This is a genomic window from Methyloceanibacter marginalis (genome assembly GCF_001723295.1).
In the GTDB taxonomy this organism is placed as follows: Bacteria; Pseudomonadota; Alphaproteobacteria; order Rhizobiales; family Methyloligellaceae; genus Methyloceanibacter; species Methyloceanibacter marginalis.
In genome coordinates, this window is the sequence record NZ_LPWD01000415.1 from 1 (window position 1) to 13,855 (window position 13,855).

The following is a 13,855-nucleotide window of genomic DNA, read 5'->3' on the forward strand; positions in this document are numbered from 1 at the left end:
ATCGTCTCACAATCCGGGCAGCGATAGCGGTTCTTCGATTCCTCGAAGAGCATTTCTCCCCTGGCAAAATGGACAGTTTATACGGTTGGACTCTTGGCATCGACGCAAGAAGAGGCCCCGCAGGTGGCGGGGCCAGAGTAGGGTCTCATGACACACATGACACGGGGCTACGCAAGCACCCCGATGAGGAACTTTAGCCCAGCGGGCTGCCAAAAAGAGCCCGGCGTCGCGGAAGGGTCAGCCGGGCTTCCAGGTCGAGGGGCACGAAGTAAGAGGCCAAGTGCCAAGTACTCAACTGGAGCGGGGTGGAGAGACGGCCCGGAAGGGCAGCTTCGGTCGGCCCCCCGGGATACCCTCTAACGATTTAGCAAGGATTTGGGCACACGCTGATAGGCGCCCGCAGCGGGCTGCCGTCCTTCGTCCTCCTTTATTGAGTAGACGGCAATTGGGAAGCGGCCTCAGTGAGTGCCTTGAGGCCGTTTCTCGTTATGGGCTTCTGCCGAGCGAGATCGAGGCTATCCGCGCAGGAACGGTGTCGCCCAGACGCGCGTTTTTATTGCAGCCAGCGTGGCCTTCCCCGCTGGTTAGGCCCGGTGTCCACAACCCTCCCTGGGATGCACCGAACGACGCCGGGCGCTCGGGCAGGCGACGCAAGCGCCTACTTTCCCTCTTGTGCTCGATCCTGTTGCCCATCAACAATGGCGCTGCCGAGGAACGACTTTGGCCAGATAATCGAGGGTAACTGAAATGACCAAACTCTTTGCCCCGCTCTTTGCTGCGGCTTTTGTAATCGGACTAAGCGCAGCGCCTGTCCTCACTTACGCTCAGGACGATCCCATGGAGGAATCCGAAGATTCCATGGATACAGGCGATGACTCCGCCACCACGGAGGAAAATACAGACACGATGGATGAGGCTCCCGCCGAAGACCCGATGGAGGAGTCTGAGGCCAGCGAGTAGAAACTCCCTGTCTCTCTGTGGGGCGCCAGCTTCTCGGTTGGCGCCCTATTTTTTGATCCCACGAACGGCGATGTCTTGAAAGCTGCGCCCCATTCGCGCCTAGAAGCGGCTAAAACCAATCACACACTTGGTCCAAGCTGCCCAAGCGTCGAGGCCATGCCAGAAGCAGTCATGGCGGTCGGCCAAGTACCAGATCAGCCCGGCCAGCAAGATTAAAAACAGAATGATAGCCCTCACGGAATGACTCCCGCTTCAGCCAGACCCGATATTACGCTTCGATAGCGGGGGGAGCCAAGAGGGAGGCTCCCATGAGAAGACTGAAGGCCCCTTGGTCAGCCGAGAAGACCGAGGGCGGATACCGGGTGCGGGACTCGCACGGCCGCACGCTCTGTTACATCTACTGCCGGGATGACGAGAAGAACGCCGAGATCGCCAACGTGCTGACGTGGGAGGAAGGCCGCAGGGTCGCGGTCAATATCGCCAAGCTTCCAGAACTGCTTCGAGCAAAGGAACGGGTATGAGCTCCGGGTTCCAATCAACACTCATTACAGTTGTTATCTCAATAGTCGTCGCGCTTATCACGACATGGGGGGCGCTAAACATCGCTAACGCGGATCGAGCCCAGCTATTAGAATTAGCCAGCGCAGAGCGGTCACAAGAGATTAGAATTCACGAAGACAACAAAGACGTAAAGATGATCGAGATCGCAGCGAGTATTCTAACAATCCCGCCGGATCCTAAAAACGAAGCGCTCCGCAAATGGGCTGTCAACGTAATCGACAAATTTGCTCCTGTGCCGCTAGAGGCGGATGCTCGTAAGGAACTGTATGAGATGAAGTTGGCTCCTTTTGGAGGGGGAGGTCCGTGGGGGACCGTCCCCTACGGGGCACCATCACCGAGATAGGCGGCTTAATTGATTGCCGTGAACGTGGCGAAGCCGCCAGAGCTGTTAGACGCACCTTGGGTGCTGAGTGCCAACCCTCCATCGTACGTCCATGATCTTGCCCATCCCGTACCGACAACAATGTGCGCCATGGGCCTGCGCCTGGCGGCGTTCGAAATGGTATTTCGGTCTCTTCGCTCTTCGAGCTTTTCGCAAGAGAAGTTCTATCAAAAAATGGCCAAGCCTGAGCACTATGGATCGGCAAATCTGAGCGTAGACGCTGAGAATATTGTCCGCTTGGCGAGAAACAGAGGTTTGCATGCGGCGTGGGGAAGAGTGAGTCCAGACGTTCTGGCGATGACCAACCAGATTGCATGCTTCATTGATAGAGCTCGTGTTCCGCTTATAGCGTGCCAGCGCTATAGCGATGATGAGCGTCACCTCGGTCATTATCGCGTGGTAGTTGGGCTGGATGATAGTGGAGTGATACTCCATGACCCCTGCCCGAAAACGGGCGGGCAAGCGGTGCGCTGGCCTCTTACAAAGCTCCACGATTATTGGAGCCGCACTGGAGAAAATGTCACCGGAGGCGTTGCGATATGGATTGCGAAGCGAGAGATTGAGTGCCCCCTGGATGCCGACCTTCCAAATCATTGGCTAAATGTGCCGAACTAGCCAAGGCATCAAGGGCCTCACTGCCCTTCGAACAGATGTCGGAAATCTCGCGCTCGGGCGAACCGATTTGGTGCGCCAACTCTAGATAGGCTGCGGCTTGAAAAAGCGCACTCGACAGATCGCCAAAACTCTCGCGTTCGCTCATTAGCTTGCCTCAAAAAGTACCACCGTTGCCTGAGCCAGTGTCTTATCCCTCTCTCAGCGCGTGCTGTGCGCAGCCGCAATCTTGTTCTGCTCGCCGAACGTCCGCGTCTAGTTTCCGCCAACGCCTTTGGTCTTCTTCCGTCATGTCCATCTGCGACTCGAACCGATTCCGCTCACGAATGCATTGCGCGAGGTGTCTGCGTGCGCGCTCCAGCTCGCGGTCAGTGTGTCCGCTCATGGCTATACTGCCTTCTCCAGCTCTCGCTGAAGCTCTTGCGCCTGCTCCCATGACTCGTTGTGCAAGCTGCCTTTAAGCCTCAAATCAAACGGGTAAGGCTCCTGATCGCAGCCCAGCGGCGTCACATGAAGCGGCAATGGCGACGGCTCCCAGGGCTTCAAGCCCAAGGCATCGTGCAAAGCATGGTAATCGTGCGCGCGATAAGCCTCGATTGCGTCCGGTGTGATCCGGTGCGCCCTCTGTTTGTGTTTGCGTAGCTTCACTGGCATTTCGGTTCCCCAAACTGTTCTTGTGCCCACGGCGTTTCCCGCACGTTGTCGGGCGTCCAACTCTCTAGAAACAACTCTCCCAATCGCTTCCATGCGTCTTTCGCCACGGCCTTGAATACATCGTCGGCATCGTTGGCTAGGCCGAGGTCGATCAAGTCGCCATCGAACGCGACTCCGCTTTCGAACCAAGAGGACCACGCCTCAAGCTCGGCGCGCGGATCGACGCGGCGCTTATGTGCTCGTCTCTTAACCGGCATATCCCCTCCTGTTGGACCGCAGGGCCGGGGGCGCAGTGCGGGTGTTAGCCGGTGGCTCGCAGTCCAAATCCAATTCGCGGATTAATCTTGCGACGGCCAAGCGAGAGTCGCGCTCGATCCCAACACACGGATGCGCCTTGCACCCGCCGTCCCCGGTCGGAATTGTCAGCCCTTCGGCAGCGAGAATCTCGCGTGCTTGCTGGAGGCGGTCCCATGCCTCGCAAACGGCCTGTAAGAGCTTCAAGTGATGCGGTTCCAGCGAATAGTCGGCCAGGACGGACCCAAACCAAGTCCGAGTATCAGGGCGGAGATGCTGGGGAGCCCTAGGCTTCCGTTGTGTTTTCATGCCCATTTAGCCCCCCCTTTTTCAACGGGGGCAGCCTCTGTAGTTGTTGCACTATCCCGCCGGGTTCCGCTTGATGGCGCAAATCTTTGTTTGCTCCCCCCCGTCATCCAGCTAACTCGACATTGATTGCTCGCTCGCCGCCGCGCTCTGAGGGCTCAGTCTCGAAGATCACAGCCTCGCCAACGTCCAAGAAGTCGCGAGCCAGCATCAAGCACGTTGCATGGGCAAAGAACTCTTCTCCCTGATCGGTGCGAATGAAGCCAAAGCCTCTCTGCCGGTTCCAATGCTTCACAGTTCCAGTCTTCATCCTTTCGCCCCTTTAGGTCTTGCGTACTGCGGGAGTTGCAGCACTGTTGGCGAACATGCCGATGACCTTGGCGTGAGGCTTGTCGATCTTCTCGCCATCAAGCCACCATTCCGGTTGAACATTTGCCGTATAGGTCTTGTCGTCCGACTTGGTGTGGCCGATCAGAACAATTGTGCCGTCAGCTTCAATCTCTGCGTCCACTTGTGTGATGTCTTCAGGCAGCATCGTCTTTCCTCTCGTTGTGTAAATTCCATGCAGCGTCGATCTCATGCTGCTTGTGGTTCTTCATGTTGCGGTTGTTGTAGTCGCCAGATTTGACGGCCAACTTCCACAGCGCGCCGTCACCGGGCTTGCATCCTTGGGAGTCAATCTCGGCGTGCCATAAGCCGCCCTTGTGAGTGACGAACTGGCCTGCCGAATAGCTGCGCTCGCGATCCCATGTTCCCTGGTAATGAATTGAGCCGTGGCCGCTACCATCCGTAGTCTCGCGCTTGCGGATGTCAGGCTCGGAGTCGGGCTTTCGCGTTCGCAAGTGCTTTCCCTCTACCTTGGCGAAAGGGAAATCCTCGGCGAGCCAAATCCCGTCTTGATCGGCCACGAATGTTTTGCCATTGGATCGGAACTCGAACGCGGCATGAAAGCCGGGTTCTGAGCGGTCGTGACGGAAGCCGCTTACCATCTTGCCACCGCCGAGCTGGTCGATGAGCCAAGCAACCTTGTGTCTGCAAACGCCATCGGGCCGAGGCTCATAGCCTGGGTAATTCGTTCCCCTGATCGACCACGCTGCGGCTCGTAGCTTCTCGACCTTCTCGAAGTTCAGTTCCTTTCGCTCGCGCCGGCGGCCCTCACGGTCCTCGTCTTCGAGGCGCTTAGCTTCTTTGCGGATGTGTTCTGCGCTGCGCTCGCGTTCCTCGGCGCATTGTCTCATTCTGTCGCGCTCATCGCGGCGAACCTCGTCGCCTGCGGCGTACTCCGCAATGTAGTGACCGCAGGCTATCGCCTTCTCGATGTCCTCTTGCGTCAGGCGCACCAGCCAAGACGTTCCAGGCGCGGAGGCCATCACCGTGCATTCCATTTCCATTTTTGCGTTCCCCCTTAGAGTATGAAGCCGCAGCGATGCGTGGCTTCGATCAGTTCGGCCACCTCGCGACCTGTTAGGTATTTCCGTCTGCTCAGTTGATCCGCCACGGCGGCAATCGCCGTTCGGTTTTCGCGTGTTCGCAGGATCTCTCTTGCGAGCGCGATCAAGTCGCGTCGAACGAGACCTTCGCGCTGAGGCAAACACGCAAGCCACAACGCTCTCGCGAAGCAGGCTTCGTCTCCACTGGACAATTCCTCGTTCACCGCAATCGGAGCGAGCGCGACTAGAGCTTCGCGAAGTCCGACCGCTCGGTGATCTAATCCGCGTGCGAACAATGGTGCTGGCCCGCTGTCCTTGCACTCCCCGCCCTTATCTGTGGCCGTCACTTCCACGAGCTCGAATCCGAGAAGGTGGGCCATGCAGGCGTGGCTTGCTTCGTGGAGCGGTATGTTCACGCAGCTTCGGTCTCGCGTTCCGAAAGGCGGATGCCGTCAGCCTCCAGGCGCAGCAAGACGCCCGGCGGCAATACTCGGTCACCGGCATTGCGTACCGATGTGCCGCTTCTCTCGCAGCATTCTCAAAGTTACGAGGGACCATAAGCGTGATGTGATCCCAGTATTCAGCGTCAGTCCTTGGCGGGTTCATGTCATCGTCTCCATAGGTTGCTTAGCCCCTCTACCTATAGGGGGGCTAAAGCTGTTTTAGACTTTCTGGTTATTCAAAAACCGCAGAAACTCAACGGTTTGCGGGTGTCCCGGTCGGGACATGGCCGATTTGCGAAACTCAATCGTCCTCGGGCTCGGTATCCATGCTGTCCAGACCGTGCATCGCGTCCTGGCTGACCTCGCCGAACGTCATGGGGTCGTCGTCATGCCTTTCGGCCTCGTCGTCGTCCCATGTCCACCGCAGAGCCTCTTCCCGACCTGGAACGCGCCACCGCTTTCGACGCTTCTCCCAATCGGGCGGAAGGTCTTTGATGTAGGCACCGCCCGGCTCGCCCACGTCTATGACTCCGTGAAGACCTCGAACACCTAGCGGCCCACTCCCCAAGCTCCCTTCACGCCCCAGCTTGTCCGCCATCACCCTCTTTTCGGGGGTGAGGTACGGCCCGTACTTCACACCGAGAAGGTCTTCCTTGCATTGGGCATTGAGCTTGGCGATCTCCTCGGGCGTGTATGGCGTCGTGGGTCCGTGCGTGACCTGATGTCGCCGGCTGCCGTGGGGTCGCCTGTCTCGCTTCGGAGGTAATGGCGGGCTTTGTTCAGGCAGGATGCGACCGATCTTGCAATGCCTCATGAGGAACCGACTGGCCGCCTCGTTAATCGCGACATCGTCATCAAGCTGGGCGTCGGTTATCAGACCCTCGGCCATCAACGCGGCCTTCAGCGTATCGTCGTGGCAAAGGATCGGGCGGTGCTTATAGCCCGCACGCTGTAGGGCTTTCCGTTCTGCTTCGCGTGAGGCCATTACGCTGCCCTCCGCTCAAGCACCTTGCCCCGAACCACACCAGGGTCGCACTCGTGGAGCTTGGGCAGATCAAGCACCGCGCGCAGCTCGTCCGAAATGGTGCGAGCCTTCCACGGCTTAAGCGTGGCCGCACGTCCCCACTTAGATAGAGCCGTGATCTTGGCGTCCGAATTTTCCGCCGAAGGGGCGACCGTGTTTTTCCTTCCCTTTCGAGGTTTGGAAGGCGCGATCTCACGACCACCTGTATGGTTACTAGTTATGTTAGCAACGCCAGTAGCGGTCCCGCCGCGCTCTATGTAACTAACGCCAGTAGCACTTTCGGTGTTGGGCGCTACTGACGCCGTAGCGGGGGTGTTATCAACGCCAGTAGCACTCCGCTTTGGCGTCGATAGCGGGGTTTTGTTTTTAAGGAACTGCTCGAAGCGATGAGCGCGCGTGTCTGCGGGACGTTTCCAGGGGACTCCGTTCCATTGCAGATAGTCGCGCGTCGGTGGCTCCGGTAATCCGTTCGGACTCGTCTTGCTGGTGGTGCCCGCCTCTGTCAGTCGCCAGTGCGGTGACTTGCCCTTGCCGTCAACACCGAGACAGCCAAGCTCGTGCAGAACGATGAAGCCGTAGTATTGAAGCTCGCGGAACCACTCTGCGATCTTGTTCGGGCCACTACGGAGTTCAGCTTGCGCGTCCCGGTAGGACAGGAAGACGATATTGCGTTGCCGGGGTTTGCGGCGTCTCAGGCTGATGTAAAGCAATCGCGCGCCGTGCGACATGGCGAGCCATGCTGGCGAGTCGAGCACCTTGTGGAGAACAGCCACATATTGTCCGTCAACGTTATCCTTCTCTCGATTGCTTCCCATCACGCGGCTCCGAGGCTTTCGCCGCTGTAGGGGCGCTTTTTGGGCCTCTGTCCCCCAAGCAAACTGCGAGCGTGACCATACGCTGCCTCTTTCGCCCGGATGATGTTTGCCGGCGCGCTAGTCCAGCCGTTCGGATACCGAATCCGATACAGCTCTAGGTAGGTGGCGTCGGCGACCAGTGTGAGAACTGGTGTCTTGCCCTGGCCGATACACAGATCGAGGTCGCGCCAGGTGAAGTCTTCGCGGTCGAGGGCCATCACAAACGCCCCCCTTGCCAGGGTTTGCTACCGGACGCTATGATCGGAGTTGCTTGTACTGTGACTGAGCCTATCCCGCCGCTGCCTTGGGGTTGCACCCCCTCGGCGGCGGCAACTACATCAGGCCGCTGCATTCGCATCCCCCTCGATTGTTCTGGACTCTTCCCAACGCTCAAGATCGGCCAGCCGCCACAAGCGGTGCCGAGAGTTTGCGTACATGGGCTTAGGGAAATTCATGCGCTCGTTGCGCATCCACCGCCAGATCGTCACGTCTGCTACTGAGTAGCGAGCCCGCACGGCGGCAGCGGGCAAAAAGGTCTCGGGCATCTTTCCAGTTCCTTCGTGGTTGAAACTGAAAAGCGATATATGCCCTATGGTTTGTCGCTATCTAGGGGGGGATTCTACAAATCCATGTCGTTGTATACGATCCGCAGCTGCCCTAGACGACCGTCAAGTTCATCATCCGACGCGTCTTTAAATTCGTCGAGGGTGATTCTGTACAGGGAATTTGACAGGTCGTCCGTGGTGCCCCGATGGATCGCATCGCGAAATTTTCGTATCTCCTCCCCTGGTATGCCTGTTGCTTTTGCGACCTTCGCAACCGCATCGCCAACGCGACACCCGCACCGCTCTTTCATGACGGATACGACTGCTGCCGCGCCGGAAAGACCACATAGGTGATTAAAGCTCTTCGGCTTGGGGCCCGGTTTGCCGCGAGTGCGATTTATCCAATCGGACCGCATCAATGTCAGAAAGGTCCAAATCAACGGTTGCCGCGCCGAACGGGGGGCATCCATCTCACCTAAAAACCGGTCAACAGCTTTGACCGCCAACATCTGCCCGTGTAGGTGGTTTCGCCGTGTCTTCTTCCAAGCGGACTCTAGAGCCGCAATAAGCTTGTCGTAAGCCTCGCCCTTGTCCATCACCGCGCCCCCCGCATAGCGACAACCTTGCCGGGCTTCTTTCCCTCTACCAGCGCAACGACATGCGCGCCCCAAGCCTCCAGCGCAGCGGCCTTCTCCGCGCCGAAGCTGTGACGCTGATAAACACCGACAACGCCAGCGCGCGACCCTGAGACGTGCCCTAAGCAAGCCTCGATAACCGTGAGGCTCACACCGAGACGCTGCAAGCCGGTGGCTACTGTACGGCGCAAGTCGTGAAGAACCCAGGGCTCGGCAAGTTCTGGAAGCTCACCCTTAGCCTTCGACCAGCCGCTAATGGGCGTCTTGCCGTTCGTTGTGAAAACGTAGTCAGCGTCACCCTCGACCTTCGGCAATCCTTCGATGATAGCCAGCGCGGGCTTGCTCAGCGGGATTGTGTGCGGCTCTTTGTTCTTGGTGCGGTCACCAGACAGGAAAATGTTTGCAGGGTCGGCCAGGATCTCAGACCAGCACAGCGCCCCGATCTCTTGCCGTCGCGCTCCCGTGAGAATGAGCAATTGAATAGCGGGGCCAAACGGCCAGCCGATCTTGTCGCAAGCCTTCCAGACCGCTTTCAACTCCGCGTCCGTTAGCACCCGCTCGCGCTTCGTCTCCGCTCCCGGCTTCGGCATGTCCGCCATCGGGTTTGCAGTGATGATCCCGCGTCCGACGCACCAGCGAAAGAAGCGATGTAAGTGTGCGTGGAGCCGCCGTGCCATCACTGGCGAGCCACGGTCCACCACAGAGTCGAGAACGTCCAGCACGTCACGTCTCGTCAGGTCGGGAACGTGGCGACCTTTCCAGGCCGGTGTCGCGTCCTTATCAATCGAACGCTTAACCGAGTCGTGCGAGCGGTTGTCGCCCTGGTCGCGCTTGAGCCATTCGGCCAGCACCGCCTCAAACTCGGTTTCACCTGTCTTACGCTTCTTGTCTTGGGCAGGATCTCGGCCTTTGTCGCGAGCGTCCTTTGCGTCCCGCCAGGCCCCACGAGCATCTGCCAGCGATAGGGCAGGGTAGGTGCCCAGCGTCAGCCGCTTGAGCTTGCCTGCGAACCTGTAGTGATACGTCCAAGCCTTGCGGCCACCGTGAGAGACGCGCAGAGCAAGGCCGGGGAAGCCCTGATCGAATACGTCGATCTGCCCCGCCTCAGGTGGCTTTTGCCGCTTCACGGCAGCGTCGGTCAGAGACCTCTTGACCACAGTCACCCTGCTCCAAAGAGAACGCTAGGTAACACCAACGATATGTTTTGACCTGTTACCTAGTGTTGGGTAATGTAAGGCTCTATGGAGGGGAAAGGCAAGGCTATCAAGGGGTTTTCCAAGGGCTGTGTTGGTAACTGTTAGGCTCTGAAATTGCCCCGACTATGACTCTTAATCAGCGGGTCCACGGTTCGAGTCCGTGTGCGCCCACCATATCTTTCAACGACTTAGGCGCGGCGGGCCTATGTCCTTCCGACAGCCTGGCACCGGCTATAGAGCGGTACGTCAACAATCATAGTAGAGCGGCGCTTGCTGTCCGTCGGATGGAGGTAATAGAGGTGACATGGGGCTCTCTCCGCATGCTAGGGCGGGAGCGCGGTCAATCTCTCTCAGTCACCGGCGCCATCATTTTGTCGGCCGATAATAACTTAGGGTGCGCCCATTCTCTCGGATAGCTCGCTCATCCGCTCCCGGTGAAGGTTCTCACGCACCCTTGGGACGATTTCTTCACATATGAGCGTCGACGCCTTATAATGGACCTCCATCATTTCGATGGGATTGGAGATCAGCGCCTCGGCCGCATTTCCCAGGATGGCGAGCGCGGCTTCGCGCTCCAGAACCTCGTCCTCTGTGAGCCTTTGAAGTAGGTACAGGAGACGAGCCGTCGCTGTCAGGCTAAGCTCGTATGAATCCTCGTCATAAGGCATCGCCAACCCCCGTGAAATAAACTTGGGGATAGAACCTTGGGCTCGGCACGGCAAACCGCTCCTTAGGGCTCTGTATCCTACTTTCTTTGCGTGGCTCGCGGCAATCGTTGAAGGCTTTGGGTACGCTTAAGATTGGCCTCGGGATCAGGTTTTTGAGCTATAGTCTGCACTGGCAGGGACAATGAACGACTCACCGCAGTTCGGCTGGGGACTCTGGCTGCGGTAAGAGGGCAAAGACCAAAATGCCGTGCGGCGCGATTGCATCACGGCGGCTGCGTGTCGGGCTTTTATTCTCGTCACCTTCCATGCTGTCGCCTTGCTATCCCCTAATGCGCGAGCGGAGTCGCTGGAGCAGGCGCTGGCCGATGCTTATCTGCTCAATCCCGTTCTCAATGCCGAGCGTGCGCGTTTGCGCGCCATCGACGAGCAGGTGGCGCTGGCCAAATCGGGCTTGCGCCCGTTCGTGACCGGCACCGCCGACACCAACTACGTGAACCAGAACAGCGACCGAAGCGGTCTCGGCGGCGTCGATTTCGGCGCCGGCGGATTTACCACCGACGGCGTCACTCATCCGCGCGGGTATGCCGTGCAGCTGCAGCAGCCCCTGTTCGAGGGCTTCCAGAATCTCAACGCCGTGCGCCAGGCCAAGGCGGAGGTCCAAGCGCAGCGCGAGGCCTTGCGCAGCGTGGAGCAGACCGTGCTGCTCGACGCCGCGAGTGCTTACGTCAACGTGGTGCGCGATGCCGCGATCGTGCGGCTGCGCGAGAACGACGTCAGCGTGCTCTCCGAGCAGTTGAAGGCGACGCGCGACCGGTTCGAGGTGGGCGAGGTGACCCGCACCGACACCGCCCAGGCCGAGGCGCGGCGCTCCGAGGCGCTCGCCACCTTGGCCGTGGCCCAAGCCAATCTGAAGACCAGCCGCGCCGCCTACGAGCAGGTCATCGGCCACCCGCCCGGCAATCTCCAGACGCCGCCGTCGATCCGCCATTTGCTGCCGCAGAGCCTGGACGAGGCCATGACCCTTGGCGACGGCGAGAACCCGGTCATTCTGACCTCGGTCTACAACGAGGAAGCCTCGCTCTACGCGGTCGAGCAGATCATGGGCGAGCTCTTGCCCGAGGTGACGCTCGAAGCGCAATACGAGAAGCGCTACGGCCAGAGCCAGGCCATCGACGAGATCGAGACGACCACCGTCACGGGCCGTGTCAACGTGCCGTTCTATCAGGGCGGCGGCGTCGCGGCGCGGGTGCGCCAGGCCAAGGAGACCAACAATCAGCTGAAGCGCGAGGTGGAGGATGCGCGGCTCAGGGTCCACGCCGACGTCATCGCCAACTGGGGCATCCTGCAATCCTCCGGTCCGGCCATCAGCTCCGCGGAATCCGCGGTTCCGCCAACAAGATCGCGCTGACTGGCGTGCGCGAGGAGGAGAAGGTGGGCCAGCGCACCACCCTCGACGTCCTCGATGCCCAGCGCGAGCTCCTGAATACCCAGATCGGCCTCGTCTCGGCGCTGCGCGACCGGGTCGTCGCCGAGTATTCCCTCTATGCCGCCATCGGCCGCATGGATGCCCAAACCTTGGGCTTGTCAGTGCCTTACTACGATCCGCTCGAGCACTACGACATCGTCAAAAACAAATGGTTCGGCCTGCGCCCGCCAGCCCCGCCCGCCGCCGATAATTGAACCATTGCGGGACTTTACGCATTAACCATTGGGGCTATTCTCCGAGGCGAATGAAGACTTGGGTCTTAACATCGTGTTAAGTTATTGAGTGAGTGACCCTGGTGTACACCGCTGGGTGAAGTCAGTTCGAAAAGGCGGCGAGGGATTAAGTCATGAGCAGCACCGAGCGCGCTCCTGAGCCGACCATGGAGGAAATTCTTGCCTCCATCCGTCGGATCATCACAGACGACGAAGCCGGTCAGGGTTCGGCTGAGAAGCCGGCCCAAAAGGCGCAAGCCGAAGACGAGAGCCTTGAGGGCGAGGCCGACAATCAAATCATCGACGACATCGCGCGCGTCCTGAGCGGCGGCGGCGAAGCCCCGGCGAGCGAGGAGGAGGAAATCCTCGACCTCACGGCCGAGCTTGGCGGTCTCGAGCTCGTCGAGGACGATGACGAGCCGGTTCTCGAAGTCACCGAGGTTACGGAGATCGAGGTCCTGGAGCTCGATGACGCGGAGCCCGTGTTCGAGCCGGACGCCGAGATGTCCGACGCCGCGTTCGCCGAAGACGCCACGCCCGAGTTCGTGGAAGAGCCGGCCCAAGAGACGCCTCCGCCGCCGCCCCAGATGGCGGCGCCCGAGCCGCCCATGCCGCCACAGCCACAGGCACAGGCGCCCGCACCGGAGCCCGCTGCTCCCCCTGCGCCGGAGCCCGTGGCGTCCGCAGGCGAGGAAGCGGCGTCCGCCCTTGAGCGCGCCATTGCGGCGTTGAGGGCAGGGCAGGTGCCCACCTCGACGACACCCCAGGCCGAGCCGTTCCAGTTCCAGGCCGCGCCTCAGCCCGAGGCGATGACCGCGTCCGAGTCTGGCCCGGAAATGGAATCCGAGCCCATGCCGATGGCCGTCCCCATGGACGCGCTGGAACCGGCGGAGGAGACCCATCCCGAGTTTGGCGCTCAGTCCGAGCCGGAAGCCTATGAACGCTTCGAGGCGCAGCCGGACACGGCCCCGGTGATCGAGCCGCTGGACGACTTCATGGACGAGCCGGAAGACGAGTCCATGGACGAGCCGGAGCTGGTCCTGGCCGAGATCGAGGAGACGGTCGAGTTTGTCGAGCCCGAGCAAGACGAAGCCGAGCCCGAGGCGCCGCCGTTCTGGCCCGCCCAGGCGAGCGAGGAGCAACCGGCCGAGCCCGAACCCGAGGCGAGCTTCGAGCCCGAGCTTGAGCCTGTCCTGACCCAGACCAACGGCATCGGCGGACATCACGCCGAAGGACCGTCCCGGACCCTGGAGGACAGCATCAAGGACATGTTGCGTCCCATGCTGCGTGAGTGGCTTGACGACAACATGCCGCGCATCATCCGCGACGAGCTCGACACGGATAGCTTGCGCCGCCACCAGGACTAAGCAGACCAAAAGTTGACAGTGCCGAAGCCGAGAGCGTAGGACGCGCGGCGACCCTTTTTCGCCAACCACCGCGCGTTCATGCTCGACAAGATTTATCAGCCGAAGAATTTCGAGCGGCGTCTACCGCGCCTGGGAAGACGCACGCGCCTTCGCCGCCGGCCGCGGCGATCGCGAGGGCGCGCGCCCGTTCGCCATCGTCATCCCGCCGCCGAACGTCACCGGCTCG

Annotated in this window: 18 protein-coding genes and 1 tRNA gene; 7 read left to right on the forward strand and 12 right to left on the reverse strand. The window is 60.1% G+C overall.

Annotated features, from left to right (window positions below; genetic code table 11):
* Positions 1-747 precede the first annotated feature (747 nt).
* From AUC71_RS13940 to AUC71_RS18105, 3 genes are all read left to right on the forward strand, one after another.
* Positions 748-960 (forward strand): hypothetical protein, encoded by a 213-nt coding sequence (locus tag AUC71_RS13940; RefSeq protein WP_069624721.1) that lies wholly within the window; start codon positions 748-750, stop codon positions 958-960.
* 308 nt (positions 961-1,268) lie between these two features.
* Positions 1,269-1,481 carry a hypothetical protein gene (locus tag AUC71_RS13945; protein WP_069624722.1) on the forward strand — a complete coding sequence of 71 codons (213 nt, stop codon included), beginning with the start codon at positions 1,269-1,271 and terminating at the stop codon, positions 1,479-1,481.
* Between the two features lie 392 nt (positions 1,482-1,873).
* Positions 1,874-2,518: a papain-like cysteine protease family protein gene (locus AUC71_RS18105; RefSeq protein ID WP_141701720.1), complete on the forward strand. Its 645-nt coding sequence runs from the start codon at positions 1,874-1,876 to the stop codon at positions 2,516-2,518.
* A 641-nt stretch (positions 2,519-3,159) separates the two neighbouring features.
* Here the strand turns inward: AUC71_RS18105 and AUC71_RS19750 are convergent.
* From AUC71_RS19750 to AUC71_RS14010, 11 genes are all read right to left on the reverse strand, one after another.
* Positions 3,160-3,426 (reverse strand): hypothetical protein, encoded by a 267-nt coding sequence (locus tag AUC71_RS19750; protein WP_083238407.1) that lies wholly within the window; start codon positions 3,424-3,426, stop codon positions 3,160-3,162.
* The gene (locus AUC71_RS18110; protein WP_342021868.1) at positions 3,416-3,778 is read right to left on the reverse strand and encodes a P27 family phage terminase small subunit; all 363 of its coding nucleotides are present in this window, start codon (positions 3,776-3,778) and stop codon (positions 3,416-3,418) included. Before AUC71_RS18110 ends, AUC71_RS19750 begins: the two co-directional genes overlap by 11 nt.
* Positions 3,779-3,875: 97 nt before the next feature.
* Complete coding sequence (locus AUC71_RS13965) at positions 3,876-4,079, reverse strand: cold-shock protein (RefSeq protein ID WP_069624726.1); 204 nt, start codon at positions 4,077-4,079, stop codon at positions 3,876-3,878.
* A 12-nt stretch (positions 4,080-4,091) separates the two neighbouring features.
* Positions 4,092-4,304: a hypothetical protein gene (locus AUC71_RS13970; RefSeq protein WP_069624727.1), complete on the reverse strand. Its 213-nt coding sequence runs from the start codon at positions 4,302-4,304 to the stop codon at positions 4,092-4,094.
* On the reverse strand, positions 4,294-5,142 hold the full coding sequence (locus tag AUC71_RS13975) for a hypothetical protein (RefSeq protein WP_158007866.1): 849 nt from the start codon (positions 5,140-5,142) through the stop codon (positions 4,294-4,296). Before AUC71_RS13975 ends, AUC71_RS13970 begins: the two co-directional genes overlap by 11 nt.
* 801 nt (positions 5,143-5,943) lie before the next feature.
* Positions 5,944-6,627, reverse strand: a complete 684-nt coding sequence (locus AUC71_RS13985) for a beta/alpha barrel domain-containing protein (protein WP_069624730.1) — start codon at positions 6,625-6,627, stop codon at positions 5,944-5,946.
* Positions 6,627-7,481 carry a hypothetical protein gene (locus AUC71_RS13990; protein WP_158007868.1) on the reverse strand — a complete coding sequence of 285 codons (855 nt, stop codon included), beginning with the start codon at positions 7,479-7,481 and terminating at the stop codon, positions 6,627-6,629. The genes AUC71_RS13985 and AUC71_RS13990 overlap by 1 nt, the downstream gene beginning before the upstream one ends.
* Positions 7,481-7,738: a hypothetical protein gene (locus AUC71_RS13995; protein WP_069624732.1), complete on the reverse strand. Its 258-nt coding sequence runs from the start codon at positions 7,736-7,738 to the stop codon at positions 7,481-7,483. Before AUC71_RS13995 ends, AUC71_RS13990 begins: the two co-directional genes overlap by 1 nt.
* A 120-nt stretch (positions 7,739-7,858) precedes the next feature.
* Positions 7,859-8,065, reverse strand: coding sequence for a helix-turn-helix transcriptional regulator (locus AUC71_RS14000; RefSeq protein WP_069624733.1), 207 nt, complete (start codon positions 8,063-8,065; stop codon positions 7,859-7,861).
* A gap of 74 nt (positions 8,066-8,139) precedes the next feature.
* A complete protein-coding gene (locus tag AUC71_RS14005; RefSeq protein ID WP_069624734.1) occupies positions 8,140-8,661 on the reverse strand; it encodes a hypothetical protein in 522 nt (173 codons plus the stop codon).
* Positions 8,661-9,863, reverse strand: coding sequence for a tyrosine-type recombinase/integrase (locus tag AUC71_RS14010; protein ID WP_083238409.1), 1,203 nt, complete (start codon positions 9,861-9,863; stop codon positions 8,661-8,663). Before AUC71_RS14010 ends, AUC71_RS14005 begins: the two co-directional genes overlap by 1 nt.
* Before the next feature lie 116 nt (positions 9,864-9,979).
* Between AUC71_RS14010 and AUC71_RS19760 the strand changes: the two genes are divergently transcribed.
* Positions 9,980-10,070 (forward strand) — tRNA-Lys (locus AUC71_RS19760).
* Positions 10,071-10,285: 215 nt separating this feature from the next.
* On the opposite strand, the gene AUC71_RS14015 is transcribed toward AUC71_RS19760, so the two are convergent.
* Positions 10,286-10,564 (reverse strand): hypothetical protein, encoded by a 279-nt coding sequence (locus AUC71_RS14015; RefSeq protein WP_069624735.1) that lies wholly within the window; start codon positions 10,562-10,564, stop codon positions 10,286-10,288.
* Between the two features lie 247 nt (positions 10,565-10,811).
* Between AUC71_RS14015 and AUC71_RS14020 the strand changes: the two genes are divergently transcribed.
* From AUC71_RS14020 to AUC71_RS14025, 3 genes are all read left to right on the forward strand, one after another.
* Positions 10,812-11,972 (forward strand): TolC family outer membrane protein, encoded by a 1,161-nt coding sequence (locus tag AUC71_RS14020; RefSeq protein WP_083238411.1) that lies wholly within the window; start codon positions 10,812-10,814, stop codon positions 11,970-11,972.
* 5 nt (positions 11,973-11,977) lie between these two features.
* Positions 11,978-12,244, forward strand: coding sequence for a TolC family protein (locus AUC71_RS22045; protein WP_083238413.1), 267 nt, complete (start codon positions 11,978-11,980; stop codon positions 12,242-12,244).
* Positions 12,245-12,396: 152 nt separating this feature from the next.
* The gene (locus AUC71_RS14025) at positions 12,397-13,629 is read left to right on the forward strand and encodes a DUF2497 domain-containing protein (protein ID WP_069624736.1); all 1,233 of its coding nucleotides are present in this window, start codon (positions 12,397-12,399) and stop codon (positions 13,627-13,629) included.
* Positions 13,630-13,855 lie beyond the last annotated feature (226 nt).

What these genes read in the sequence shown, in the direction of transcription:
- AUC71_RS14000 (WP_069624733.1), bottom strand. Translation starts at nt 8,065, where the DNA reads ATGCCCGAGACCTTTTTGCCCGCTGCCGCCGTGCGGGCTCGCTACTCA.
- AUC71_RS14005 (WP_069624734.1), bottom strand. Translation starts at nt 8,661, where the DNA reads ATGGACAAGGGCGAGGCTTACGACAAGCTTATTGCGGCTCTAGAGTCC.
- AUC71_RS13990 (WP_158007868.1), bottom strand. Translation starts at nt 7,481, where the DNA reads ATGGGAAGCAATCGAGAGAAGGATAACGTTGACGGACAATATGTGGCT.
- AUC71_RS19750 (WP_083238407.1), bottom strand. Translation starts at nt 3,426, where the DNA reads ATGCCGGTTAAGAGACGAGCACATAAGCGCCGCGTCGATCCGCGCGCC.
- AUC71_RS13940 (WP_069624721.1), top strand. Translation starts at nt 748, where the DNA reads ATGACCAAACTCTTTGCCCCGCTCTTTGCTGCGGCTTTTGTAATCGGA.
- AUC71_RS13970 (WP_069624727.1), bottom strand. Translation starts at nt 4,304, where the DNA reads ATGCTGCCTGAAGACATCACACAAGTGGACGCAGAGATTGAAGCTGAC.
- AUC71_RS13965 (WP_069624726.1), bottom strand. Translation starts at nt 4,079, where the DNA reads ATGAAGACTGGAACTGTGAAGCATTGGAACCGGCAGAGAGGCTTTGGC.
- AUC71_RS13945 (WP_069624722.1), top strand. Translation starts at nt 1,269, where the DNA reads ATGAGAAGACTGAAGGCCCCTTGGTCAGCCGAGAAGACCGAGGGCGGA.
- AUC71_RS18110 (WP_342021868.1), bottom strand. Translation starts at nt 3,778, where the DNA reads ATGGGCATGAAAACACAACGGAAGCCTAGGGCTCCCCAGCATCTCCGC.
- AUC71_RS14015 (WP_069624735.1), bottom strand. Translation starts at nt 10,564, where the DNA reads ATGCCTTATGACGAGGATTCATACGAGCTTAGCCTGACAGCGACGGCT.
- AUC71_RS14025 (WP_069624736.1), top strand. Translation starts at nt 12,397, where the DNA reads ATGAGCAGCACCGAGCGCGCTCCTGAGCCGACCATGGAGGAAATTCTT.
- AUC71_RS13995 (WP_069624732.1), bottom strand. Translation starts at nt 7,738, where the DNA reads ATGGCCCTCGACCGCGAAGACTTCACCTGGCGCGACCTCGATCTGTGT.
- AUC71_RS13985 (WP_069624730.1), bottom strand. Translation starts at nt 6,627, where the DNA reads ATGGCCTCACGCGAAGCAGAACGGAAAGCCCTACAGCGTGCGGGCTAT.